General features: G+C 59.1%; 14 protein-coding genes, 13 pseudogenes and 1 other annotated feature. Of the genes and pseudogenes, 17 read left to right on the forward strand and 10 right to left on the reverse strand.

What is annotated here, in order from left to right; translation table 11 throughout:
* Window positions 1-492 (forward strand): annotated as a pseudogene (locus tag GA0061098_RS46710) (recombinase family protein); the annotation flags it as partial.
* Between the two features lie 10 nt (window positions 493-502).
* Window positions 503-1,069, forward strand: a complete 567-nt coding sequence (locus tag GA0061098_RS46715) for a recombinase (protein ID WP_245323953.1) — start codon at window positions 503-505, stop codon at window positions 1,067-1,069.
* On the opposite strand, the pseudogene GA0061098_RS41615 reads toward GA0061098_RS46715, so the two are convergent.
* The 3 genes and pseudogenes from GA0061098_RS41615 to GA0061098_RS45795 all read right to left on the reverse strand — a co-directional run.
* A pseudogene (locus tag GA0061098_RS41615) lies at window positions 1,039-2,047 on the reverse strand (IS3 family transposase). The gene GA0061098_RS46715 and the pseudogene GA0061098_RS41615 sit on opposite strands and share 31 nt — an antisense overlap.
* A 367-nt stretch (window positions 2,048-2,414) precedes the next feature.
* Window positions 2,415-3,425, reverse strand: coding sequence for an alpha/beta hydrolase (locus GA0061098_RS41620; RefSeq protein ID WP_091967593.1), 1,011 nt, complete (start codon window positions 3,423-3,425; stop codon window positions 2,415-2,417).
* Between the two features lie 507 nt (window positions 3,426-3,932).
* Window positions 3,933-4,037 (reverse strand): annotated as a pseudogene (locus tag GA0061098_RS45795) (IS5/IS1182 family transposase); the annotation flags it as partial.
* 113 nt (window positions 4,038-4,150) lie between these two features.
* Here GA0061098_RS45795 and GA0061098_RS41625 point away from each other — a divergent pair.
* Window positions 4,151-4,926 (forward strand): annotated as a pseudogene (locus tag GA0061098_RS41625) (integrase core domain-containing protein).
* Here the strand turns inward: GA0061098_RS41625 and tnpA (GA0061098_RS47605) are convergent.
* Entirely contained in the window at window positions 4,915-5,181 is a 267-nt protein-coding gene (gene tnpA / locus GA0061098_RS47605; RefSeq protein ID WP_091967596.1) for an IS66-like element accessory protein TnpA, read from the reverse strand. The pseudogene GA0061098_RS41625 and the gene tnpA (GA0061098_RS47605) overlap by 12 nt on opposite strands.
* A 191-nt stretch (window positions 5,182-5,372) precedes the next feature.
* Here tnpA (GA0061098_RS47605) and GA0061098_RS41635 point away from each other — a divergent pair.
* Window positions 5,373-5,586, forward strand: a pseudogene (locus GA0061098_RS41635) (IS5/IS1182 family transposase); the annotation flags it as partial.
* Here the strand turns inward: GA0061098_RS41635 and GA0061098_RS41640 are convergent.
* The 4 genes and pseudogenes from GA0061098_RS41640 to GA0061098_RS41660 form a co-directional block, all read right to left on the reverse strand.
* Window positions 5,579-6,799, reverse strand: a complete 1,221-nt coding sequence (locus GA0061098_RS41640; protein ID WP_091967600.1) for a Rossmann-fold NAD(P)-binding domain-containing protein — start codon at window positions 6,797-6,799, stop codon at window positions 5,579-5,581. The pseudogene GA0061098_RS41635 and the gene GA0061098_RS41640 overlap by 8 nt on opposite strands.
* Window positions 6,800-7,949: 1,150 nt before the next feature.
* Window positions 7,950-8,925 (reverse strand): annotated as a pseudogene (locus tag GA0061098_RS41645) (IS110 family RNA-guided transposase).
* A 667-nt stretch (window positions 8,926-9,592) separates the two neighbouring features.
* Window positions 9,593-9,835: a hypothetical protein gene (locus tag GA0061098_RS41655; RefSeq protein ID WP_091967604.1), complete on the reverse strand. Its 243-nt coding sequence runs from the start codon at window positions 9,833-9,835 to the stop codon at window positions 9,593-9,595.
* Between the two features lie 34 nt (window positions 9,836-9,869).
* The gene (locus GA0061098_RS41660; protein WP_091967606.1) at window positions 9,870-10,175 is read right to left on the reverse strand and encodes a DDE-type integrase/transposase/recombinase; all 306 of its coding nucleotides are present in this window, start codon (window positions 10,173-10,175) and stop codon (window positions 9,870-9,872) included.
* A gap of 124 nt (window positions 10,176-10,299) precedes the next feature.
* On the opposite strand from GA0061098_RS41660, the gene tnpA (GA0061098_RS41665) reads away from it, so the two are divergent.
* The 8 genes and pseudogenes from tnpA (GA0061098_RS41665) to tnpC (GA0061098_RS41700) all read left to right on the forward strand — a co-directional run.
* Window positions 10,300-10,716, forward strand: a complete 417-nt coding sequence (gene tnpA, locus GA0061098_RS41665; protein WP_091967609.1) for an IS66-like element accessory protein TnpA — start codon at window positions 10,300-10,302, stop codon at window positions 10,714-10,716.
* Window positions 10,713-11,111: an IS66 family insertion sequence element accessory protein TnpB gene (gene tnpB / locus GA0061098_RS41670; protein WP_430649298.1), complete on the forward strand. Its 399-nt coding sequence runs from the start codon at window positions 10,713-10,715 to the stop codon at window positions 11,109-11,111. The genes tnpA (GA0061098_RS41665) and tnpB (GA0061098_RS41670) overlap by 4 nt, the downstream gene beginning before the upstream one ends.
* 13 nt (window positions 11,112-11,124) lie before the next feature.
* Window positions 11,125-11,979, forward strand: a pseudogene (gene tnpC / locus GA0061098_RS41675) (IS66 family transposase); the annotation flags it as partial.
* Window positions 11,972-13,179, forward strand: a pseudogene (locus GA0061098_RS41680) (IS110 family RNA-guided transposase). The pseudogenes tnpC (GA0061098_RS41675) and GA0061098_RS41680, both read left to right, overlap by 8 nt.
* Before the next feature lie 358 nt (window positions 13,180-13,537).
* Entirely contained in the window at window positions 13,538-13,972 is a 435-nt protein-coding gene (gene tnpA, locus GA0061098_RS41685) for an IS66-like element accessory protein TnpA (RefSeq protein ID WP_245323955.1), read from the forward strand.
* A gap of 34 nt (window positions 13,973-14,006) precedes the next feature.
* A pseudogene (gene tnpB / locus GA0061098_RS41690) lies at window positions 14,007-14,369 on the forward strand (IS66 family insertion sequence element accessory protein TnpB); the annotation flags it as partial.
* Window positions 14,370-14,484: 115 nt separating this feature from the next.
* Window positions 14,485-15,332: pseudogene (gene tnpC, locus GA0061098_RS41695) on the forward strand (IS66 family transposase); the annotation flags it as partial.
* 222 nt (window positions 15,333-15,554) lie between these two features.
* Window positions 15,555-16,125 (forward strand): annotated as a pseudogene (gene tnpC, locus GA0061098_RS41700) (IS66 family transposase); the annotation flags it as partial.
* Between the two features lie 700 nt (window positions 16,126-16,825).
* Here the strand turns inward: tnpC (GA0061098_RS41700) and GA0061098_RS41705 are convergent.
* The gene (locus tag GA0061098_RS41705) at window positions 16,826-18,004 is read right to left on the reverse strand and encodes a KamA family radical SAM protein (RefSeq protein WP_129591095.1); all 1,179 of its coding nucleotides are present in this window, start codon (window positions 18,002-18,004) and stop codon (window positions 16,826-16,828) included.
* 231 nt (window positions 18,005-18,235) lie between these two features.
* Between GA0061098_RS41705 and GA0061098_RS44465 the strand changes: the two genes are divergently transcribed.
* The 5 genes and pseudogenes from GA0061098_RS44465 to GA0061098_RS41730 form a co-directional block, all read left to right on the forward strand.
* Window positions 18,236-18,469 carry a helix-turn-helix domain-containing protein gene (locus GA0061098_RS44465; RefSeq protein WP_165637952.1) on the forward strand — a complete coding sequence of 78 codons (234 nt, stop codon included), beginning with the start codon at window positions 18,236-18,238 and terminating at the stop codon, window positions 18,467-18,469.
* A complete protein-coding gene (locus tag GA0061098_RS41710) occupies window positions 18,435-18,887 on the forward strand; it encodes a hypothetical protein (RefSeq protein ID WP_129591097.1) in 453 nt (150 codons plus the stop codon). Before GA0061098_RS44465 ends, GA0061098_RS41710 begins: the two co-directional genes overlap by 35 nt.
* A 376-nt stretch (window positions 18,888-19,263) precedes the next feature.
* A complete protein-coding gene (locus GA0061098_RS47610) occupies window positions 19,264-19,521 on the forward strand; it encodes a formyltransferase family protein (RefSeq protein WP_165637953.1) in 258 nt (85 codons plus the stop codon).
* Between the two features lie 897 nt (window positions 19,522-20,418).
* Entirely contained in the window at window positions 20,419-20,880 is a 462-nt protein-coding gene (locus GA0061098_RS41725; protein WP_245323956.1) for a CoA transferase, read from the forward strand.
* 679 nt (window positions 20,881-21,559) lie between these two features.
* Window positions 21,560-22,493 (forward strand): annotated as a pseudogene (locus GA0061098_RS41730) (IS3 family transposase); the annotation flags it as partial.
* Window positions 21,844-21,960, forward strand: a sequence feature (AL1L pseudoknot). It overlaps the preceding pseudogene by 117 nt.
* Before the next feature lie 7 nt (window positions 22,494-22,500).
* Here the strand turns inward: GA0061098_RS41730 and GA0061098_RS41735 are convergent.
* A pseudogene (locus GA0061098_RS41735) lies at window positions 22,501-23,277 on the reverse strand (IS30 family transposase); the annotation flags it as partial.

A 23,277-nucleotide genomic window follows, 5' to 3' on the forward strand; every position in this document is an offset into this window, starting at 1 on the left:
AAGCTCACACTTCGGTACTCCGGCATGGAAAACCATATCCCGCGCTACAGCTGCAGCCGCGCCTGGATGGACAATGGTGGGGCCCACTGCATCGCCTTCGGCGGACTGCGCGTCGATGACGCCATCGAGGAAGCACTGCTTGGAGTCGTCGGTCCGGGCGCTGTCGTTGCCGCAAGCGCTGCCGCCCAGGGAGCCAGGGAACGGCGCGATCAGGTACGCGATGCCCTCAGTCGCGACCTCGAAGCGGCGCGCTATGCCGCCGACAGGGCTTTCCGGCAATACGATGCCGCTGATCCCGCGAACCGGCTGGTGGCCAGTGAGCTAGAAGCCCGCTGGAACAGAGCGCTCGCTCACGCGGCGGAGGTTGAGGCCAAGATCACCATGCATGATGCGGCGATGCCCGCACCCCTTGCTGATCCAGCCTCGCTCGGCGTTCTGGCCTCGAAACTCAAAACGGTCTGGGATGCGCCGACGACGGATGCCTCGCCTTAAGAAGCGCATTGTGCGTACCCTCATCCATGAGGTCGTGGCCGATATCGACGACGCGGCCTCGGAGATCGTTCTCGTGGTCCATTGGGTGGGGGGCGCCCACAGCGAGTTGCGCTTGCCGAAGCGCCGGCGCGGACAGCGCAACAGCACCTCTGCCGATATCGTCCAGGCCGTGCGTCAACTAGTGCTGATAGCCAGCGACGATCTGATTGCCGGCCTTCTCAACCGCAACGGCCTCAAGACCGGCAACGGCAATCGCTGGACCGGCGAGCGCGTCACATCAATGCGCTCGAACTACCACATCCCGGTGTTCAAGCCCGCGGAGGACGGGATCGAGCCATGGCTCAACCTAGGCAAGGCCGCAAAGCTCTTGAAGATCGCGCTCAAGACGCTCCGGCTGGCCGCTGAAGTGGGCGAAATCGAATCTATCCATCCTCTGCCGGATGGTCCTTGGATCTTCGCCCGCACCTCGCTGATAACAACTGCTGCTCAATCGATCGCCGAACGAGCGCGACAGAACCCAAAACACCCCGCGGGATCGCATCCCTCTCAACAAAATCTCTTCTCTTCAATCACATAGCCAGATGGGTGTTCTGATGCGCAATTGTAGTATCTGCACCAAGCCTCCACCTTTTCCCGGGCGTCCGCAAGCGACAGGGAACAATGGGCATTGAGGCATTCGGTCCGGAAGCGGCCATTGAACGCTTCGATAAAAGCAGTATCGGTCGGTGTGCCCGGGCGTGAGAAGTCCAGCGTGACGCCGCGTTGGTAGGCCCAGAGGTCGACGTCACGCGACAGGAACTCGCTGCCTTCGTCGACGCGGATCGTCGCCGGGAAGCCCACTTCGTTGCAAACGCTTTCCAGCACCTCCACAACATCGGTGCCGCGGAAAGTGAGCCGCGGCTCCAACGCGGGCGAGAAGCGGCAGAAATATGGATGATCGTGAGCACCCGGAGCTTGCCACCAGTTGCCAGCTGGTCATGAAGAAAGTCCATGGCCCAGGTCTAGTTCGACCGCGTCGCCGGCTTGCGGCCGTCGCGCAGCTTGGCCTTGACCCTCCGCTTCGGCGATTTATTGCGCAATTGCAGGCCCAATTCACGATAGATGCGACGGGTCTGTTCTGGCCATGACGCCATCCCTCGCGGCCGAGCAGGACGTGGACGCGGCGATAGCCGTAGCGAACGCGAACATGGCAGATCTCCTTGATCCGAGCTTCGAGGGCGGCATGGCCGGAGCGACGAGATTTGTAGTTTGGCCGATCGATCGAACCCGAGGGCCTCACAAGCCTTGCGGATCGAGACCTGCCCACAAACCTCATCGACGAGCTTGCGCTTTCGGCCAGCTTGTCGAGCGACAGATCGGCCACCAGCTTCTTGAGCTTGGCGTTCTTCTCCTCGAGCTGCTTCAGTCGGCGCAGACCGTCATACTTCTTCTTCCAATTGAAGTAGGTCGCCTGGCTGATCCCGGCCTTGCGGCAGATCTCCGCCACCGCGCCCCCGTCACTGCCCTGCTTCAGGATGAACGCCTTTTGGGCCTCCGAAAACGTCGAGGCCTTCATCGTCGTCGCTCCTCCCAGCCGAGGGATTTACGCAGCGAAAACTCTAGCCAAAATTGGTCCAGTCTGCCGGCCTCAGATCAGGCCCTTTTCGACCCGGTTTGAAATTCTGTGACCCCGACAATCGCGTCATCATTGCCCTATGCTCCTTGCCATCGGGGAGCATTTTACGTGAGGCAACAACTCAGCAATCAGGAACATTTCTGACGGCGCAATGTGCCCCTCCATCCTCATGTGCCCCTCCATCCTCTTGCCCCGCGCAGCTTCGTCTAGCTCGCTTGGTTGCTGATCCTGTTTCGCCAAGTGTGAGATTACCTTAAAATGGTCCGTTTGCCCGCCTCAGATTAGGTACCCATTGCAACACCGTTCGTTAGCCAACTCTTTCGAGAAAAGTCTGAATGGCTGCGAATAAATTTAGGCGATGCCGTTCAAATGGCGCATAGTGTGTGCCCTCACCGAAACAGATATATTGCTTAGCTGGCGAATTGACCAAAAGCGCAAATAATGTCTGCGCCATATAAGTTGGGGTTATGGAGTCCCATTCGGCCACTGCCACAAGAACTGGAGCTAAAATCTTTGCAGGGTCGTAGAAGGGCTTTCCCGCTAACCAGTAATCTCGCCAGTCTTTAATGGCACCGCTCGGAACGCGGATAAAGGGAGGATCGGCTGTCGCTCCAAGCGGGTCGCTTGACCAGATGGTGTCGAACAATGTTTGGCTCCAAGCAGGAGGCACGATTTGTTGTCGCTTTGGATCTGGAATGTCACTGAGCCATTGAGCGAGGCCGCGGTCTCGGTCTCGCAGAATGCGATAAGCCGGGATCTTATCAGGAAGGCGGTTAGGCGGCGCGGGCACTGGAACCCAAACGGGCCCAAAAAGCACCAGCCGCTCAACCTTCTCTGCATTCTCTGTGGCATAACGTCCCGCTAAGTCGGTGCCCCACGACCATCCAATCATCGCCAGCCGTGTTACTTGCCTGCGGGCCAGAACGAAGTCTACGACTGCCGAAATGTCGCGGAGGGCGGTTTCGCCATCCACAATCGCGGAGTTGTCATTCGGATCCTGCAGCATCTCGACAGGACGCGTAGATTTGCCATAGCCGCGAATATCAAAAACGTAAACATCCTTGCCATGTGCAGCTAAGTAATCCATCCATGAGTATCCCTCAAGCGGTGTATCGTACAAGACATGCCCGGGAGATGAAGATCCATGAATGCAAACCACGATAGGATCAGCTTCCCCGTCGCGCATCGAAGCCACATGTTTGTTTCTCACGTAAAGCCTTATGCCCGCATCATGAGCAGGAAGTAAAAAATCTTCGACTTGCACCGGGCGATTTCGCCAATCTTCCGTTTTCCGGAAAGAGGAGGTGTTCACGTGCATGTCTTACCTCCGAATAGGTGGCCCGGATTTGTATGAACGAGAGTGAATGGAAGGAAATTGTTTCACATTGATACTGCCGTCGAGATGAACGTCTACTGTGTGTGCTCGAGCTGCGGTTCCGGATGTTTAATAGCTGCCCAGAAGAGACAAGTCACGGTCAAGGTGGCATCCTCCTCAGCAAGCAATTGATCGATGGAAATGCACGCCTCACTGTTAACGCGAGCTGTGAACGTAACGACCGGAACAGGCGACCATCTGAGCGGGACTTGGTTGCTCGCGTGTTTGACCCAAGTGCCCGCTCTCTTAGCTCAGAAGCCGAGAACCCAAATAGCTACTAATGCTAGTAGTATTCTGCGTCGATTTAGAGTCACGCACGGGAACTGGATCGTGGACGGGTAGGTCGGCCATTTGGCCTCACAGATCCGTGCGAGCGGCTTTCCCGCACCCGGCTCTTCCCGAGAGTAACCCGCGTCATATCCCCGCGCCTGAGCTTATATGCTAGACTAGCTAGGGTGTGGACTCAATTGATCGAAGCCAAACTCGCACGGAAGCGAGTTGAACGAAAGCGAAGAACGTCGTGCCGAGCTTGTCGTAGCGGGTGGCGATGCGTCGAACTAAGTCCGTCGAGCAGGGCCTCGGCGAACGTCACGTCGTGGGCCTCGCCCTAGTTGTTTAGTCCCGGGCTTTGATGGTGCATCCTTGTCGCACGATTCGAAGGAAGCGCTATGGGACAGATTTTACACGGCTGCGCCACCACGACGGAGGCAGTCCGTCGAGCAATACAAAATAGTCAAGAGAGCCTGAGAGGTCTCGCCAAGCGCTACGGGATCAACCAGAAGACTGTCGCGAAGTGGAAGCAGGGCGAGACCGTCACCGATCGTTTGACTGACCGCAAGGAAGCCAAGTCGACTGTCCTTTCCATCGAGGAGGAGGCGATCATCGTTGCTTTCCGGCAGCATACGCTGCTGCCACTCGACGATTGTACCTCTACGTCGCAATCGATCGCACCAGTAAGTTTGCGTTCGTGCAACTGGCCAGGAAGACGGGAAGGACCTCGGCTGCGGCCTTCCTCGAAGCTCTTATTGCGGCCGTCCGCTATAAGATCCACACGGTTCTCACCGACAATGGGATCCAATTCACCTTCCCACCGCGCTATGCGGACGGCCCGACAGCAAGATACGCGACGCATTTGTTCGACATGCGCTGCCGGGAGAACGGGATCGAACATCGGCTGACTAAGATCAAGCATCCCTGGACCAATGGTCAGGTCGAACGCATGAACCGCACGATCAAGGAAGCGACCGTCCAACGCTATTACTACGATCGACACGATCAGCTCGAAGCTCACCTTGCCGACTTCATCAACGCCTACAACTATGCTCGGCGGCTGAAGACCCTGAAGGGCCTCACGCCTTACGAGCACATCTGCAAATGCTCGACTTCCGAGCCAGAACGATTCAAACTCAACCCGCTCCAGCAAATGCCGGGACTAAACACCTAGTTGCGACGTGCTGATCGATGCCGGTGCCGGCGCAGGTGTGATCTCGACAGGAACCAGAGCTGGCATCGCATCACCGCCCAGGCGGCCCTGGCGCGCCTGCCGACGCCATGTGAACAGCAAGCTATGAGCCACCCCATGCCGGCGCGCCACGCCGCAGACCGTCTCGCCGGCCTGCAAGGTCTCCTCGACAATGCGGACCTTCTCGTCGTAACTCCATCGCCGCCGACGCTCGGCGCCCAACACATTGACCTGCATTCGCCACGTGACCTTAAAGCTAGACTTAAGGTCAAATCCTCAGACCACCTCTCAAAAGTCGCCGCCGGGGGGTACGGTGGATATCAAGTCCGATAATGCGCATATCTGTTCCCTTTCCATTCTGATGAAACGGGAGCTGGCGGGCAACACGACATCTACTGATCCGCGCTCGTTTTCGCGCCGAAGTCGTCAACCGCGGCGCGAAGCCCCGTCATTCCAAACAGATCCAACAGGGTGACCCTCCACAGCTTCAGCAAACGCGCCTACAAAGGACGCAACGTTATCGAGCGCTGTTTCTGCCGGCTCAAGGATTTCAGGTGTGTCGCAACTCGCTACGACAAACTTGCCAGAAACTTCTTGGCTGCCGTCGACCTCGCCGCGGTCGTCGCCTATTGGATCAATTGAGTCTGAACCCTAGTACCTCCTGTTGACTATGTGGCATCTCTCGAAGAAGGTCCCCAAGCCGCCGATACGGCAACCCCTTCTTATCCGCCGACAGCGCATGAGTCAGGTGACCACCGTAACAGCAGACCCCATTACGCAACGTTTCATCTCCGATCATCGCCTGCAAGGAACCGAGGTCCGCGATGTCGCGAATGTAGCGGAACGTTCGTGCTGTGAGGAGTTGAGTTGCGGTGTTCGGCACCATCGAAGGGATATGATCGCAATTGTAATGCACGACGCCCTCCTCACGATACCAGTGATATAGGGGCTCAAAAGATATACAAGTTTCGATCATGTCTCGATCACAGGCAGTACAGTCACAGACGATGCTATTCTTCTGCATGAGGCGCACCATGCTGCGGTCGACTAGATATTCCATTTTGTGTTTCGGAAGATCTAAGCGACGCACCGCACAATTTAGGAGAATATCGGTCTTGGGTAGAGCGGCAGCAATCACATCGTGTGTGCGAGAACAATCTTTCTTGTCCATGATGATTAGATTAGCGTCACTTGCTCCTATATAGTCAACCCCTTCAGTTCCGAACCGAGCGTTGGCTCTTTGATTGAAGTCATCTCGGCTTCCAGTGACCACGATGGTCAATGCAACACCGAGATTGGACAAGTATTTGAATGCGGACAAACCGATGTTGCCGCAGCCAATGATCAAAGCGCGCCCCCCTCTAAGAAACTTCTCGTTGCCTACACAGAATATTCCCTTTTCCTTGGAGCATAGCTCCAATGCTCTTTGGGCGAAGAGATAGCCGGTAAGCCGGCTCATCGGTTCAAGCAATGGATATTGCCCAGCTGTTCCTACCCACTCATAAGCAATTCCGAGAAAGCCTCGGCCAATAAGTTTGAAAAGATCATCGGTCGCAATGTTCTCGTCGAAATGCAGATACGTGAACAGGATATGATGCGGACCATAGTCCTCATATTCTGAGCGCAACGGCGCCTTAACCTTGAGCAGAAGCCGGGCTTCTCCGAGAAGCTCCTCTTTTGGTACGACGCTGGCGTCGCTGGCCTGATAGTCAGCGTCGGAAAAGCCAGCCCCCTCTCCAGCACCGACTTCAACATAGACCCTGTGGCCCAGCTTAAAAAGATCTTTCGCCTGAGCCGGCTGAAGTGCCACACGACGCTCATCTCGCTTAATTTCCTTCAACACACCGATGTTCATGCCGGCTCCCTTGTCACTCTAAGATCGAACTTTTTCGAAGCGTAGCTTCCTTGTGAGGGCTAGTCGTGAATACTTCGGCAGTGTAGGAGGTTTTGCGCTGCGGCCTGGGTCGGCTGTCGATCATGGCTTTTATATCGAGGGGCGGCCAATCGCTCGCCGCAATGCCTCTTCTACTCCTGCCGTGCATAGACCGAGCTGCCTCTGACTGCGAAGGCAAGATTGCTGAACTGAAACAGCGCTGGCCTATGGCTTCGAACTGCCCAATGAAATTACGGTTCGATTCTGAACGCCAGAGTATCGGTACTATTGGCACTCCCTTTCATTGCTGGAGCGGCTGTTGAACAATACTCGTCAGAATGATAGGTCGCGCACAGCGAAGACAACTATCAAACCAGGCAGGATAGAGCTTGTTAGCTTACGGCACTGCTGCGGACAGCGAAGATGAACAACGTCGATCCGCTCGCTTGACTTGATCTCACGTTGGCGATCGCCGAGGGCCGGCCAACTAGTCACCCGTGGGGTTGGCAGGCGGAACGTGCCGTCAGGGTCTCGAACCCGGCCAGCCCATGGGCCGGCTTTTCTGGCGGATCCGTCTCAGACAACGCAGCCAGGTTCGACGCACTTAGCGATAGAAGCCGTTCAGCGCTGGATAATTGTGCGCCTGCCATAGCAGCCATAGTCAGCGCGCAGCACGGCGGTGAACCGCTGTGCTGCATGGTCAGTGGCGCGTGCATGAGCCGCCAGGCGTCACTGTCATTCGATTCTTTAATTGCGGTTTGATGTCAAGTGGTGTCTCCTTTCTTGAAGCCGGTAGCGCTCGACCTGTCGGAGCCCGCCGATTGCGTAGACAGGGCGAGCGCGGGTGATGACGATGCCAGTCCGGTTGCGGTTTGGCGTCGTTGGGCCTGATGCCATCGAGGGGGTATGGTCCTTTCCGAGGTCGCACAGCGCCTCATGATAATGTCCGGGGCGGACGCCTCAACGTCTGCAGCGGGGTACGGTCAAGCCGTCACCAGCCGAATGAACGAGGTCGTCACAACCACGGTCCCAGCGGGACATCGCCAGTCCGGCGAACCAGACCAGGAGCTAATAAATAGGATCAGGCTTCCTTCGCCTGACCCCAATCGAACGGTGTGCCATCGACCCAGACTCAGTGGAGGATCACGGCGGCTTGCGGGCGAGGCGACTCTTGCCTTCCTCATGCCAACTCGCTTGGCAAGCTTTATCCCCCAAGCCTTGAGAGAAGACCATTTCTTGCTGCGATAAAGCAGCACCGTCGCCGCCTCGAACAGGTAAGTCCGGAGCAGACGGTCGCCCCATCGGGACATCTTGCCGTTGATGTCCGTTTCGCCAGATTGGCTGCGCCGCGGCGTAAGACCCAGGTAGGCGCCGACGCTTGATGCCGATCGGAAGCGCGATGGATCATCGATCGTATGGCGGAACGTCAAGGCAGTCACCACGCCAACACCAGGAACCTTCATTAGGCGACACGTCGTCTCATCCGACTTCGCCAACTGGCGGACTTCGTTGTCAAATGTGCCCTGTTGCTTGCAGATCTGCTCATGGATTGACAGAAGCGGCGCGATCCCACTGAGGAACTGATGATCTTCACCCAATAGCTCGCGAACCTGATTGCGGAATTGCAGTCCGATCGCACGGGGAAACAGCAAGCCGTATTCTTTGATGAGACCGCGGGCCTGGTTCTCGATATCTCGACGAACGGTCACGAGCCGGGATCTCGCCACGAGTATCGCGCGGATGCTCTGACTTTCCTCGCTCTTGACCTTGACTTCTCGATACCAGCCAACCCGTACCAATTCGGCCAGACCTCGAGCATCGTTCTGATCGCTTTTGTTCATGCGCACTGACAAAGCCGCGTGCGCATGCCGAGCGTCGATACAGACCACTGGAAGATCAACCTACGAAGCTCGTGCCACAGCCAACTCGCCATCGCTCCGGTCTCAAAACCAATGCGCTTGGCATGTGGAGCTCGCTTGCGAAGCAGTGCCGAGAGCGCCCCGGGGTCGGACTTGGCCTTTCTCCTCGAACAAGACCTGACCTACCTCGTCGACCACACATACTGACGTTTCTTTCTGCGAGACATCCAGCCCAACATAGTGCTTCATAGCCCCTCCGATTCGTAAGATTGCGGAAGGCTTGAAGATAGCGGACCTTTCGTGCCGCGGGCGCCGACCGCAATTACGTCATCGTCTGCAATATTGACCCCCGTATTGCCGCATCTGCGAATGTTACCCTGATGGCGCCATTGCCGATGACGACCCGATGTCGATTGATTGGCCGCACCAGATGGCTTTCCCGGCTTGCCCGACGAGAGGGGTTGTGGGCGGGTCGGGCCCTACATAGCCCGAGCCGTCCACAACCCCGGGGAATGGGGCGGAGGTCGTGGCCTCGTCGAGCGGACCCTGGGCGACCGACCGTCGGCAGCTCTCGCTCTGAGCGCCCTCAGCAGACATTACAATCGAATGCTGTCTCTTTCCGGACCCCTGGGGGTAGTTCTCGCGCAGCCGGCCGACAATTGCGAGCGCCGTCAGCTGCGGCTGCTCTGCGAGCCACGCTTCGATCGCGGCAATATGCGAGTCGAGCTTGGACGGCATGCGAACTCTGGTCTTATAGGGCCGACGAGTTCAACGGGTGCGTGGCACGCGGCTCGCCGACCGACGCGGTCTTGCCCAGCGTCTTCGCGAACATCGGCGCGGCCGCTGGCAGGATGCTAGTGTGAGCGGGTTGCAGGCCGCGCGCCTGTCCGGCACGACGATCGACGCGATTGCCTAGTTACTCTTGGGTCGTGCGAATCTGCGCCAACAGCGCGACCGGATCGAGCGAGCGATATTGATCGCGCAGCCGCTTCTTCACGGCCTCGGTCACCTTGCGATGCGCCAAGACGCGCTCATAGGGCGTCCGGGGATGATTACGTTTGATCACATTAGCCCCTTCGCGACGCTTCTCCTTCAGCTTGAACGACGGTTGGACGAAGTTGATGTAAAGCCGTACTGCCGCATAGAGGCGGCCCATCATACGCGCCTCTCGACGCCATCGAAGCGGCAACAGCTTATGAGGCGGCGGCGACGGCACCATTCCTCTGCTCGACAAACGCCTGACCGTTCTTCTTATAGGCGCGCGAGCGAGTGACTTCGAGTTTCTGTTCACGACACCATGGCACGACGACATCGTTCATGAAGGCGCTATCGTTGTCGAGCCAGGGGAACGGGCTCTGTGCGCGGACGATCGCCTCGACGACGAGCGAACCTTCCCGCGTCAGCAAGGGCAGGCACTCCGTCCAGCCGGTGGCGACATCGACGATGGTGAGGGTTTGGATGAACGAGCCTGCCACTGACGTGCTGCCATGGGCGACCATGTCACAACGTCGCAGTAGCCGGGCAGGGGCCTGTTCCAGTCATTGAATGTGCGGATCGGGACTTCGGTATCGCTCCGGCGAGGACCGCCTTGCGCGGTTTGATGGAGGATGAAGACATAGGCGTATGTCTGACCATATGCCGAAGGTTTCGCGGCTTGAAGTCGTCTCGACGGGCGCTCGACGCCGTTGGACATTAAAAGAAAAGCAGCGGATCGTCAGCGAGAGCTATGGCAGGCCACGTCTGGTGTCGGTGACGGCGCGACGTAACGGGCTGTCGACAAGTCAATTGTTCACTTGGCGCCGGTTGGCGCGCGAAGGCAAGTTGAGCGGCGATGCTGCGCCGGTGCTTGTTCCGGTTGAGATCACGCCTGCGGCGGCTCCGATCTCGAGTGGCGCGCCACAACCGGTTTCTTCACCGCCTGCGCACCGTGCAAGGGCCGGCATTATCGAGATCGAGCTTGGCGGCTGTCGTGTTCGCGTTGACCGCGACGTCGATGTTGAGGCGCTGCAGCGGGTTCTTGAGCTTTTGAGACGGCGATGATCCCGATCCCGAGCGGCGTCAGGGTCTGGATCGCCACCGGCCACACCGACATGCGCCGCGGAATGCAAAGCCTGGCGCTTGCGGTGCAGGAGAGCCTGAAGGGCGATCCTCATGCTGGCGATCTCTACAGCTTCCGGGGTCGCCGCTGCGATTTGGTCAAGATCCTCTGGCATGACGGGCATGTCGCTTTACGCCAAGCGCCTGGATCGCGGCAAGTTCATCTGGCCGTCGGCGTTCGGCGGCGCGGTATCAATCTCGGCGGCGCAGATGGCCTACATGCTCGAGGGCATCGACTGGCGGAATCCGCAATTGAGCTGGCGGCCGCAAAGCGCTGGCTAAGCGCAGAATCTGTAGCTTCTTGCATTTTGGGGAGTCCCATCGCGTCCAATCTGTGATTCACTGCGTCTCATGGATGCCGACCGCGACGCTGCTCCGGATAACGTTGCCGTCCTGAAGAAGGCGCTGGCAGTCGAGCGCGCGAAGGGTGTGGAGATCGCCGCCGAACTCGCGGTCGCCCGCGCGAAAGCGTCAGAAAATGAAGCGCTGATCGCGCAACAGAAGCTGCAGATTGCCAGACATCAAATCTAAGGCCAGCGGTCGGAGCGTTCGTCGCGCCTGATCGAGCAGTTGGCGCTGACGTTCGAGGAGCTGGAAACGGACGCCACCGAGGACGAGCTTGCGGCGGAACGGGCGGTGGCCAGGACGACGACGGTGCGGGGATTTACCCGCAAGCGTGCCGAGCGCCAGACCTTCCCCGAGCACCTTCCCCGGGAACGGGTGGTAATCGATGGACCTACGGCTTGTGAATGTTGCGGCAGCAGCCGCCTGCGCAAGCTCGGCGAGGACGTGACGCTGACGCTGGAAGTGGTGCCGCGCCGATGGAAGGTGATCGAGACGGTCCGGGAGAAGTTCTCCTGTCGCGACTGCGAGAAGATCAGCCAGGCGCCGGCACCGTTCCATGCCGTCCCCCTGGGATGGCCTGGCCCGAGCCTCCTGGCCATGATCATGTTCGAGAAGTTCGGTCAGCATCAGCCCTTGAACCGCCAGGCCGAGCGCTACGTGCTGAAAGGCGTGCCGATCGCACTGTCGACCATGGCAGATGCCGTGGGAGCGGTCTGTGCCTCGCTGGATCCCCTGCTGCGCCTGCTGGAAGCCCATGTTATGAGGGCCGAACGCCTTCATGCCGACGATACGACCGTGCCGGTGCTGGCCAAGGGCAAAACCGATACGGGACGATGCTGGATCGTAAGGCCGTATGTCCGTGTCTGCCGATGAGGTGGCTCGCCCTACACTGCGCGTCCGAGGGTTGCGAGGGCGGACCGAGCCGATCCTCATCACAGGAGGACGAGCCGTAGCAGATTATAGGGAAGCATTCGTCGGAATCGATGTGGGCAAGCTGAGAAATGCCGTCGCGATTGCGGACGCAGGCCGGGAGGGGGAAGTTCGGTTCTTCGGTGAGGTTGATGCTTCGGCCACTAACATGCGCCGCGTCTTAGAACGGATCGCCAACCGGTTTGACCGCGTCCACTTCTGTTACGAAGCCGGCCCGACTGGCTATGGTCTTTATCGCCTGATCCGGTCGCTCGGCCACGAGTGCACGGTGGTGGCGCCATCGCTGATCCCAAGGAAGGCGGGCGATCGGGTGAAGACGAATCGCCGGGACGCCGTTTCTCTCGCGCGTCTGCTACGCGCTGGCGAGCTGACTGCGGTATGGGTTCCGGATTGAAGGCCACGAGGCGATGCGGGATCTCGTTCGCGCGCGAGCGGCAGCGGTTGAGGCGCTGAGGGTTCACCGGCAACAGGTGAGCGCCTTCATGCTCAAGCACGGCCGTACCTACCCTCGCAAGAAAGGTTGAACGATGCGCTATCTGCGCTGGCTTCAGGAGCAGCAGTTCGATCACCCCGCACATCAGATCGCGCTCCAGGAGATGGTCGAAGCAGTTCGCGTCGCCAGGGAGCGGGTCGAACGTCTGGAGCGCACGATCGAAGAGTTCGTCTCGGTATGGTCTCTGGAGCCATTCGTACGGGCGCTTCAGACATTGCGAGGCATCGATCTGATCGTCGCGGTGACTTTCGCGACCGAAGTCGGTGACGTGAGCCGGTTTGAGAGCCCCCGTCAACTCATGGGTTATCTCGGCCTGGTGCCGGGCGAGCGATCGTCTGGGGAGACCGTCAGGCGGGGCGGCATCACCAAGGCCGGCAACGGCCGCGTTCGCCACATGTTGGTCGAGAGCGCCTGGACATATCGACAGCGGCCGAAGATCGGCAAGACAAAGCTATACCTGCTCGAGCAAACGTCGCCAGCAGTGCGAGAGATTGCTTGGAAGGCGCAGAGCCGCTTGACGGCCCGCTACCGGAAGTTGGCTGCGCGCGGCAAAGCGAACGACGGTGGTCTGCACCGCTATCGCCCGTGAATTGGCCGGGTTCATGTGGGCCGTTGCCAGGCAAGTGCAGCCGGCCTGATTAGGCACACTTCTCATCATCGTGCATGGGCGGAGGCGGGACCACGGCAGAGGGAATGCCCGTCAGACGCTTTGTGGCCGGCAAGCGCCGACGCCCGCAGTAAGATAGGAGCAGACCTCGGACGCACAATCGGGAATGCGGTAGCCAATCCGCGCATCAGAGCTTGATCACCGACGTCCTTCGGTTCCGCCTCCACCTATGCACGACCATCTCTATGAACAGCCGATCGACGATCGGACGATGCTCTACGTCCCAATCCTTGACAACGGACATCAGAGCGTCGTTCCACTCCCACCTTCTCGCGGCACGGTGGGATAGGCGAGTTTGAAGATCTCTTTGAAGGGATCGGCTTGTGTCTATGCTTGACCATACGCTTAAGTCGGACGTGACGGCGCGCCGGCTGGAAGTGATCACGGAGACGGGACGCCATCGTTGGTTCTCCAAGGACGACAAGGCGCGGATCGTCGAGGAGACGCTGGTACCAGGCGCGGTCGTTTCCGAGATTGCCCGGCGACACGGGTTGACCCCACAACAAGTGTTCACTTGGCGCCGGCAAGCACGCCGGTTGCCGACGCCGATGGCTGGCGATCCGCCGTTTGTACCGGCGGTGGTAGACGCCGTGGTACCGGCCGTGGCTGTTGGCTATGAGCGCAAGACAGCGCGACGCAAGGCCAAGCCGGATGTCCCGGCTCGCCGTTGCGATGCCCAGGCTCGCTATTGCGATGCCGGGGGCGCGAGATCGAAGCCGAGGGCGTCACTATCCGGGTCGGCCGAGGCGCGAACGTGGCGATGATTGCGGCCATCGTCCATGCGCTGAAGGCAAGCCGGTGATCGGCCCGTCCGGAACTGTCCGGGTGATGGTGGCCACCAAGCCGGTGGACTTCCGCAAGGGAATGGAGGGGCTTGCTATGTTGGTACGCGAGCACATGAAGGCCGATCCGTTCTTGGGTGCTGTTTATGTGCTCCGTGCCAAGCGGGCGGACCGGATCAAGCTGATCTTCTGGGATGGTACGCGTTTGTGCCTGTTCGCCAAGCGGCTCGAGGAAGGCGTCTTCCGCTGGCCGAAGATCGAGGATGGCGTGATGCGTTTGTCGGCGGCGGAATTGTCGGCGCTGCTCGAAGGGCCTGATTGGCGGCGTGTCCACGCGTCACGGAGACGGTCGTCCCGACGCAAGCCGGATAATTGTGGGCCGCGCTGCGGCGAAGTGAATCAGTGGCATCGAGCACGTCGTCAGGCAGGCGCGAATATGCTCTGATTTGCCTGTGAGCGATAACCTTCCTGATGATCCCGAGACGCTGAAGGCGATGCCCTTGCCGAGCGGCACGAGAGCGAGCGGCTGCGCCAGATCATCAAGGAGCTGCAGCGTCATCGCTTTGGCCGGAAGGCAGAGTCGCTTCCCGAGGAGCAGATGCTGCTCGGTCTCGAGGACGTGCAACAGGTTGCGGCCTGTACGGAAGCCAGCCAGACGCGGCAGCTCGGGCGGAGCGTCGCACGCAAGCGCCGCAACAATCGCGGAGCACTATCGGCGCATCTGCCGCGGATCGACGTCGTCGTCGATATCGACGACAAGACCTGTCCCAGCTGCCAGGGCGACCTGCATCAGATCGGCGAAGACAAGAGCGATCGGCTGGACATGGTGCCGGCGCAGTTCCGCGTTGTCGTCACCCGACGTCCCAAATATGCCTGCCGAGCCTGCGAAGATGGCGTCCTATAGGCCGAGGCTCCGGCCCGGTTGATCGAGGGCGGACTGCCAACGGAGGCAACCGTCGCCCAGGTTCTGGTGTCCAAATACGCCGATCATCTGCCGCTCTACCGGCAGGCCCAGATCCACGCCCGCCAGGGCATCGCTCTCGATCGATCGACGTTGGCGGACTGGGTTGGGCATGCTGCCTTCCATCTGCGCCCGCTGCATGAGCGCCTTCTCACGGTGCTTCGGGAGAGGTCCAAGCTGTTCGCCGACGAGACGACGGTGCCGGTGCTCGATCCCGGTCGAGGGCGCACCAAGACCGGTCAGCTCTGGGCCTGTGCCGCCGACGACAGGCCTTGGGGCGGCCTCGATCCGCCCGGCATCGCCTATGTTTATGCACCCGACCGCAACGCCGAGCGGCTGTTCAGCCATCTTGCCGGCTTCAAGGGCGTTCTGCAGGTCGATGTGTGTGGACGCCCCAGCAAATGCAAGCAAAAGCTTACTTCGGAACAGGCATGTGGTCGGGTGCTGACGTGTGTCCGGCCTCGTGATGCGACCTCTACACGTCGCGGGCCCTTATGGAATGCGTGGATTGGATCCAATTCGGCTACGCGTGCTCTCTGGCGCTCATCGACCTGTTGATTCTCCAATCCTAGTCCCTGACCGATTGCCCATAATCCTCCGTTCTTCTGCTGGGTGCACATGCGGCGCAACTTCTACGAACTCGCGACAGCCGGCCCCCGCTCCAATCGCAAGCGAGGCGCTGAAGCAGATCGCCGCGTTCTATGCGATAGAGAAGTAGATCCGCGGCCGCAGCGCGGAGGAGCGTCGCCTCGTGCGGCAGCAGAAGAGCCGACGACTGGCCGATGCCTTTGAGCTATGGCTGCGCGCTAAGCTGGCTCTCATCAGCCAGAAGATCAAGCCTCGCCGAGGCCTCCGCTATGCCCTCTCGCGCTGGCAAGGCTTAACGCGCTTCATCGATGACGGCCGCATCGAACTCGACAACAATACGGTCGAACGATCAATCCGTGGCAACAAGCTCAGTCGCAAGAACGCGCTGTTTGCCGGATCCGACGGGGGCGCCGAACATTGGGCCGTCGTCGCAACCCTGGTCGAAACTTGCAAGCTCAACGATGTCGATCCGCTCGCCTATCTCACCGACGTCCTGACCAGGATCATCAACGGGCATCCAAACCGCGACATCGACCAGCTACTGCCCTGGGCCTACCGCGCTCAAGCCCTCAAAGCCGCGGCCTGAGAACGACGCTCTGACGTCCGTTGTCAAGGATTGGGGCACCTCCGAGTTGTACGCCAAGTGGCGCGGGTGGAGCAATGGACGATCGGAGCTGGTCAGGGGCGTAGCCGATCGTCCGTTGCGGTGAGGTGGGCCGCCATAGGCGCGGCGTCAGGTATTTCAACGATGAGCGAGGCCGCCGGAGGTTGTAGTCGGCGAGGGTTGGCGACCCCGGCCCGGGCGTCGAGATCGAAAAACAGGGGCTCGTTGAGCAGTTCATCGCGCGTCCTTCGCGTTCTCCTCTTTCGCGGCCTTCAGCCGCTTCGCCTCGGATACGTCCATACCGCCAAAGCTGACCTTCGAGCCAGGTCGGCCGTCCTCGGTGCTCGCCGGTCCCACTGCCTTCAATGGCGACAGCGACAAAAACAGAGGACAGCGCCAAGGCGAGAACGCCCGAGGTAGCGCGATTTGATGCGCTCTAATATCCTCCCGCCGGCACCGGTGCGCCGATCCACCAGCTAACATGGTTCGCCATCCTGCAACACGCATCGCTGAACCGCTTCGTAAGGTCGGCATGCACCCATTCTCGGTGTGGGCCTCACTACGAATAGCGATACAGTCAGCTGCCCATCAACTCTGTGACGAAGTCGAGACCACTCTGTCGCCCTTTCCGTCTCTCAAACGGGGAGAGGACCAGATCATGAAGCGGCGAGTTCTTGTGCCATCAGTTACCCTCGAGTGTTTGATCTTCGAGATTGATCATGCGGTGACACTTGCCTTCAAAGTTCTTGCCCCAGACTTCGCCATTCGCACGCTCGCGTACATAGTGAGGGATGATCGGCATCTTGCCGAGACCGCCGGTACCGTCTACTACAAAGGTTGGCACGGCTGGACCGCTGATCCAGCCACGCAAGCCAGCGTAAAGTTGGCAGGCGCGGTCAAGTTGCAGTTGGTATGAATGATTACCTTCAGCAATGTCACACGTGTAAAAGTAATAGGGGCGGATTCCGCTAGAAACCAAGCCCATGCACAGATCGCGAAGGACTCCAACGTCGTCATTCACGCCCTTGAGCAGAACACCTTGATTGCCGATCATTGCGCCAGTCTTGCGCAGGTTCTTGATGCGCGAAGCGAACAGTGGCGTCAGTTCTTTGGGGTGATTGGCATGCACGTTGATCATCTGCACGTTGTATCTTTCGATCATGGCGCAGAACTCATCAGTAATACGAGTTGGGAGTTGCACCGGCAGGCGCGAGCCAATCCGCAAAAACGTTATGTGCGGTGCTTCCTCGTGAATGCGATGAATAATATCCTCAAGCTGCTTGTCGTTGAGAATTAAGGGGTCACCGCCGCTCAAGAGGCAGTCTTGAATGCTCTTGTTCTCTCGCAGATACTTGAACCCCGCTTCAAGCTGGCTCTTATTTACTGCGCGCGCTCCGTGGGAGACGAAGCGCTTACGAGTGCAATACCGGCAATAGGTGGCACAGTTCGTAGTAACAAGGAAAAGGACGCGATTGGGATAGCGATGAACCACAGTGCTACGAGCGGCCATGTGGTCGTCTTCCGCCAAGGAGTCTGTGACTTCATATGGTCGTACATTTAGTTCCTCGTTGAATGGCATGTACTGGCGACGGATAGGACAATTCGGGTCATCGCGATCCATCAACTGAGCGAGATATGGCGTGACACGCATATCGAAATGCTCATAGATCGACATGTCGACCTCCTCAACATTGTTGAGAATGCCTTTCATGTCCTCGTGGGTGCGGTATCGCCGCTGCAACGCGTTTTGCCAATGCTCGGTCGTTACGTCATAGGCCTCGAGTTCTTCCCGCGTCTTGAGCATCTTCCCGATGTTGACGCGAGCTTGCGCAACCGCCGTTTCGGTCACTTCACGGATCATTATGTCCACCGCCTTCTTTGGCCGCTCGTATTTGTTATTGACTGAAACCGATGATTGTCATCGATAATGTCGGGTCGCCACGCCCTTTTCAACTAACAGCCCAGCGAGTTCAAACAACTGCCTAAATCGGCAGGCGACCGACGCCAGCCAGACAAGCCGAAGCTGACTTAGCCTTCCTCATTGAGAAATGGAAACAGCTTGGAGAATTGGACGCCGATGAGGAGGGCTATCATGCGCCAGGTGCGCGAGATTGTGAGGTTGAGCCTTGAGGCCGGGCTCTCGACGCGCGTGGTTGGCGAGCGTGTCGGCGTCGGGCCGACGACGGCACGTTACGCGCTGAAGCGGTTTGTGCGCGCGGGTCTGACGCGGCCCGTCGCCGGAAGCGATAAACGACTCCGAGTTGGAGCAACAGCTATACGGGGTGCCTGGCGTGAAGCGGCGTCGCCGCAAGGTGACCGAGCCTGACTGGTCCCTTATTGCCCGCGAGCTCAAGCGCAAGCACGTAACCTTGCAGGTGCTGTGGGACGGGCACATTGCAGAGCATCCGGACGGGTACAGGTATGGGCGTTTCTGTGACTTCTTCCGCAACTGGGGCGGCCGGCTGCCGCTGGTGATGCGCCACCACCACGCGGGGGCGATGCCGGGGATCGACCCGGTCTCTGCGGTGACCTTCCGCTCCCCTCTGGACGATCCCAGGCGATGTTCCTGCATTCCCAATACCCTTGCCCATACAGGCGTTGACGCCCTGGCGATACCAATCTGGCGAGCTCGGATGGGACGGATCACAAAAGTCCGAGATGGAGAGACGCGCAAGGCCCTGTTCGAAGCTGCCCACGTCGTTTTCACGGCCAGCGACCCGGTGATCTCCGATGAAGGCTATTGAGAAAGCCCACATTCAACGCTTGAGTGCGCATCTTTGGACTAAGCGCCTACCTCATCAGGTGATTCATTTATCATTCGAATTGTGTCACGTCGAACTTAGCCGGCCTCGGCAAGCATGGGGACAGTGGGCATCTTGTACACGGTGGTGTCTATAAGGAGACGTTGAGGAATGTCGATTTTGAATGACGGGCTCGTATTTGCTGGCACCAGGGCAATCGCTACCCGCTGCCTCCTGTTTATCATCGAAACATCCGGCAGGGACGCAGTTTCGGCGGTCACTCGGAGCGCCACCAAATAAGAAAACTTGTTGGCGCACCGAACCAAACAGAGAGCTTTGGGAAGTAGCAGATCAGTACGGTATCCCATTCTTGGACTCAATGAACGACATCGCTCGTCACGGATGCTTGCTCGTTAGCGTGATCTGGCCCTGGATATTCCCCGCGTATATCCTCGCCCAGTTTGATCGAGGAGGAATCAATCTGCACCCAGCTCCACTTCCGGAGTATCGTGGCAGTCTGGGGCGGACACACGCCACACTTAACGGTGACGAGAGTTTCGGAGTCACCGTCCAGTACCTATCGGAACAGCTTGATGGAGGGGATATCATCGGCGAGTTGCGGTTTCCCACCGTATGATGTCATATTGCAACCACCCAGCAAGGAAAATTCATTTGCGATCAGAATGATTGCGATAGGATCGGAAACCAAGGCGACTGCAATCACGAAAGAGCTTCTCGATGTTGGCTTCTACATTTCGGTGACGTTCTTCCCATCGGTTACGCAAGGAAGGCAGGCATTCGAGTGTGCATTACGGCCGATCACGAAGAAAGCGATATTGAGCCGTTGTGCGATTGCATCTTTGGATGCAGTGGCAGAAGCAACCGGAAAGCCTCACCCTCTGAGGTGATGTGAAGGTTCAGCCGATGAATTCCTGTAACTGCCCGGTACGGTTGCTATCACCTTGTACTGAGAAGGCTAATGAAAGCTTGTCAAGTCTCGATCCATTGTTCGACGCCGAAGGAGGAGCGCTTGGGCCGGTGTTCTCGATCGCTCCTTGCGCCGTTTGCGAAAGTCTGATCACTCTGAAGCTAGGGGAACTCAGTGGCCAAAGCTACCGGCGCATTGTGTGACCGGGGAATCGTGCGGGATTGGACTAGAGATCGTGAGCTATTCTTGGCCGATGGCAATCGCGTCGCGTTTGTGGCAACAAAGGCAGAACATGTTGGGAGGGCGCTTGATCTTCTCGGGTGGCCGGAAGATCGGCTCTATGCTGAGAGGATTGCGCAGCGCGATACAACGATGTGCAGGGATTTGTTGACAACATCCCGGAACGTTACGGCGCAACAGCGATTTTGGTGGACAATGCGGGCATCTCCCCAAGCGCGTGAACCAGAAATGCACCTTGGCTTTCGCGGACCTCCCTGGATGAATGGGCGCGGGTCATTAGTGCCCAGAGTGTGCGTACATAGCCGGCCCGCCGAGCCCATCGAGAAGGACAACAACTGTATCGTGCTAGCCGCGACTAACGAGCACATGTCGCAGAGGCTTGCCTTACTTATTGGTCGACCAGATTGGATCGCAGACGTGTCGCTGAAATTCGCGGAAGCTCGCCGCGATATCATGGAGTTGATCGAAAGCGCGATCGAAGCCTGGACAATCACCCGCGAAGCTGATCAGGCGGTGTCAGAGTTACAGGCCGCACGGATTGCGGCCGCCCCGGCCCGCCTGGCAATTGATCTGCTCAGGGATCGGCATCTCAGGTCGCGCGGGTATCTGCGAGAAGTCGATGGCGCATTCATTGGATCTCATCCGCAGCCGTCAATGCCGTTTCGGGAAGGTGAAAGGCCCCATGTAACCGTGCCGCGGCGCCGACGCTTGGACAGCATAACAGTTAGAAGAGAGCGCACTTGGCTAGGGACGGTATCATCGGTAGGGCAATGCTTTCGGAAGAAGAGCTCACAAAAACAAAGACGGTATCGCCAAGCTGATAAATAACACACATCGAATTGGCAACTCTGAGGCGTGACATATCGGGGGCTGCCCGCGGGTTTGAGAGTCATCGTGACACACTATTCAGTGTTCCGCAGCAGTTCCGAATAGTCTACTGCATGGACTTGATCGGCACGACCAACGCGAATCGTCGGCCATCCTTACGCCGATATCGTCCGGACCGCTTGATGGGATCAAACCGCGGTGCACACTTCTCAAACAGGTGGCGCTGCTCCACCAAGCGTCAGGACGCACAGTGCATCAGTCATACCTGGCGAATTTACTTCAGAGTCAGACTTACTGCGATCCCATGACGACTATACTTGCTCTGGAAGGCGGAAGGAGCGGATCCAAGTCTGCTTCCGACTGCCGAGTAGGCCATGCGCGATCCTGTAGGCGGGAAGCGACGAATGCGGTTCCGCGCCGTGCAACAGGCAATGCGAGCCTCATACTTCCATCCGCCCGAAGCGTAGGTGCGGGGACGGAAATCTAGCTCCGTGGCGTGAGCACTCTCAATCGTCGAAGGCACTATTCTCACCAAAGTAGGTAGTATCTGGATGTAGTATTGGTGCGTACGGTCAATTAGCATCTCGCCGTACAAGGGTATGCTGTAGTTAACCAACCTGAGGGCACCTTGAACCGCCCCGGGTTTGCCGGAGGCTCCAACTCCTGAGAGGATGGAGCCATGACAAGCAAGACGACGAACAAGTTTTCACCTGAGGTCCGCGATCGAGCGGTTCGGATGGTTCTGGATCACGCCGGCGAGCACCCGTCGCGGTGGGCGGCAGTGACCTCGATCGCGGCCAAGATCGGCTGCACCCCGCAGACGCTGCATGACTGGGTCAAGAAGGCCGAGGTCGACAGCGGGCAGCGGGCCGGCTTTCCAACCGAGATGGCGGAGAAGCTGAAGGCCCTGGAACGGGAGAACCGTGAGCTTCGGCAAGCCAACGAGATCTTGCGCAAGGCGAGCGCGTATTTTGCGATGGCGGAGCTCGACCGCCGGTCCAAGCCATGATCGGCTTCATTGACGAGCATCGTGGGGCGCATGGGGTCGAGCCGATCTGCAAGGTGTTGCCGATCGCCCCCTCGACCTACCATGCCCATGTGGCCAAACGGCGTGATCCCGCCAAGCTGTCGGCGCGCGCCCGGCAAGACGCGGCGCTGAAGATCGAGGTCCGGCGCGTCTTCGATCAGAACTTCTCCGTCTATGGCGTGCGCAAGGTCTGGCGACAGCTCAAGCGCAAAGGCTTCGATGTTGCCCGTTGCACAGTGTCGCGACTGATGCGGGACATGGGTTTGCAAGGGGTGATCCGCGGCAAACCCGTCAGGACCACGATCAGCGACAAGGCCGCGCCATGCCCGCTGGATCACGTCAACCGCCAGTTCAAGGCGTCCAGGCCGAACGTCCTTTGGCTCTCCGACTTCACCTATGTCCCGACCTGGCCGGCTTCGTCTACGTTGCCTTCGTCATCGACGCCTATGCCCGCAGGATCGTGGGCTGGCGGGCCTCGCGCACGGCGCACGCCGGCTTCGTGCTCGATGCGTTGGAGCAGGCCTTGCACGATCGAAGGCCGGTCCATCGCGGCGGTCTCGTGCACCACAGCGATAGGGGCAGCCAGGGCGGATTCAAACGGTCGTCGCAACACCCAATTTTTCACTCATGATAATAATTCGTCAAGCGCTTCTGCCGGCGTTTTCCAGCCCAGTGTCTTTCTCGGTCGGGCATTCAGGACCGCTGCTACAGCGGATATCTCGTCGGCGCTGTGGATGCTCAGGTCTGTGCCTTTCGGGAAGTACTGCCGCAGCAAGCCGTTGGTGTTCTCGTTAGTGCCGCGTTGCCAAGGGCTTTGAGGATCGCAGAAGTAGACTTGGATACCCGCATCGATCTTGAGGCGGTCGTGCTGAGCCATTTCCGCTCCTTGATCCCAAGTCAGCGTGCGACGTAGCTCTTCGGGCAAAGTGATGATGGTGCGCGAGATCGCGTCACGCACGGCTTCCGCTCCGTGTCCCGCGAGTGCAGGTCCGTTCTTCTTGCGCGGAGCTTCGCCATGCCCCGCCAGCCGGGGAAGGTGCAGGAGCATTGTGAAGCGCGTCGTGCGCTCGACCAACGTGCCGATCGCCGAGCTGCCAAGACCGAGAATGAGGTCTCCCTCCCAATGTCCCAGCACGGCTCGATCGGCCGCTTCAGCGGGGCGCTCACTGATCATGATCGCCGGCGAGACGAAGTTCTTGCCTCGCCTGCGTACGCGCCCCCTGGGCACGCGCAACACGCGCCCGGTTCGCAAGCAGGCCGTCAGCTCGCTGCGTAGTACACCGCGGCCCTGAACGAAGAGAGCCTGATAGATGGCTTCGTGGCTGATGCGCATCGTCTTGTCGTCCGGGAAGTCGATCGGCAAGCGTCGG

Origin of the sequence: Bradyrhizobium shewense, assembly GCF_900094605.1 — a bacterium.
Lineage (GTDB): Bacteria > Pseudomonadota > Alphaproteobacteria > Rhizobiales > Xanthobacteraceae > Bradyrhizobium > Bradyrhizobium shewense.

What these genes read in the sequence shown, in the direction of transcription:
- GA0061098_RS47610 (WP_165637953.1), top strand. Translation starts at nt 19,264, where the DNA reads ATGAACGACATCGCTCGTCACGGATGCTTGCTCGTTAGCGTGATCTGG.
- GA0061098_RS41725 (WP_245323956.1), top strand. Translation starts at nt 20,419, where the DNA reads ATGTCGCAGAGGCTTGCCTTACTTATTGGTCGACCAGATTGGATCGCA.
- GA0061098_RS41705 (WP_129591095.1), bottom strand. Translation starts at nt 18,004, where the DNA reads ATGATCCGTGAAGTGACCGAAACGGCGGTTGCGCAAGCTCGCGTCAAC.
- GA0061098_RS41620 (WP_091967593.1), bottom strand. Translation starts at nt 3,425, where the DNA reads ATGCACGTGAACACCTCCTCTTTCCGGAAAACGGAAGATTGGCGAAAT.
- tnpB (WP_430649298.1), top strand. Translation starts at nt 10,713, where the DNA reads ATGATCCCGATCCCGAGCGGCGTCAGGGTCTGGATCGCCACCGGCCAC.
- GA0061098_RS41655 (WP_091967604.1), bottom strand. Translation starts at nt 9,835, where the DNA reads ATGATGGGCCGCCTCTATGCGGCAGTACGGCTTTACATCAACTTCGTC.
- GA0061098_RS44465 (WP_165637952.1), top strand. Translation starts at nt 18,236, where the DNA reads ATGCGCCAGGTGCGCGAGATTGTGAGGTTGAGCCTTGAGGCCGGGCTC.
- GA0061098_RS41660 (WP_091967606.1), bottom strand. Translation starts at nt 10,175, where the DNA reads ATGGTCGCCCATGGCAGCACGTCAGTGGCAGGCTCGTTCATCCAAACC.
- GA0061098_RS41640 (WP_091967600.1), bottom strand. Translation starts at nt 6,799, where the DNA reads ATGAACATCGGTGTGTTGAAGGAAATTAAGCGAGATGAGCGTCGTGTG.
- tnpA (WP_091967596.1), bottom strand. Translation starts at nt 5,181, where the DNA reads ATGCAGGTCAATGTGTTGGGCGCCGAGCGTCGGCGGCGATGGAGTTAC.
- tnpA (WP_091967609.1), top strand. Translation starts at nt 10,300, where the DNA reads ATGTCTGACCATATGCCGAAGGTTTCGCGGCTTGAAGTCGTCTCGACG.
- tnpA (WP_245323955.1), top strand. Translation starts at nt 13,538, where the DNA reads ATGCTTGACCATACGCTTAAGTCGGACGTGACGGCGCGCCGGCTGGAA.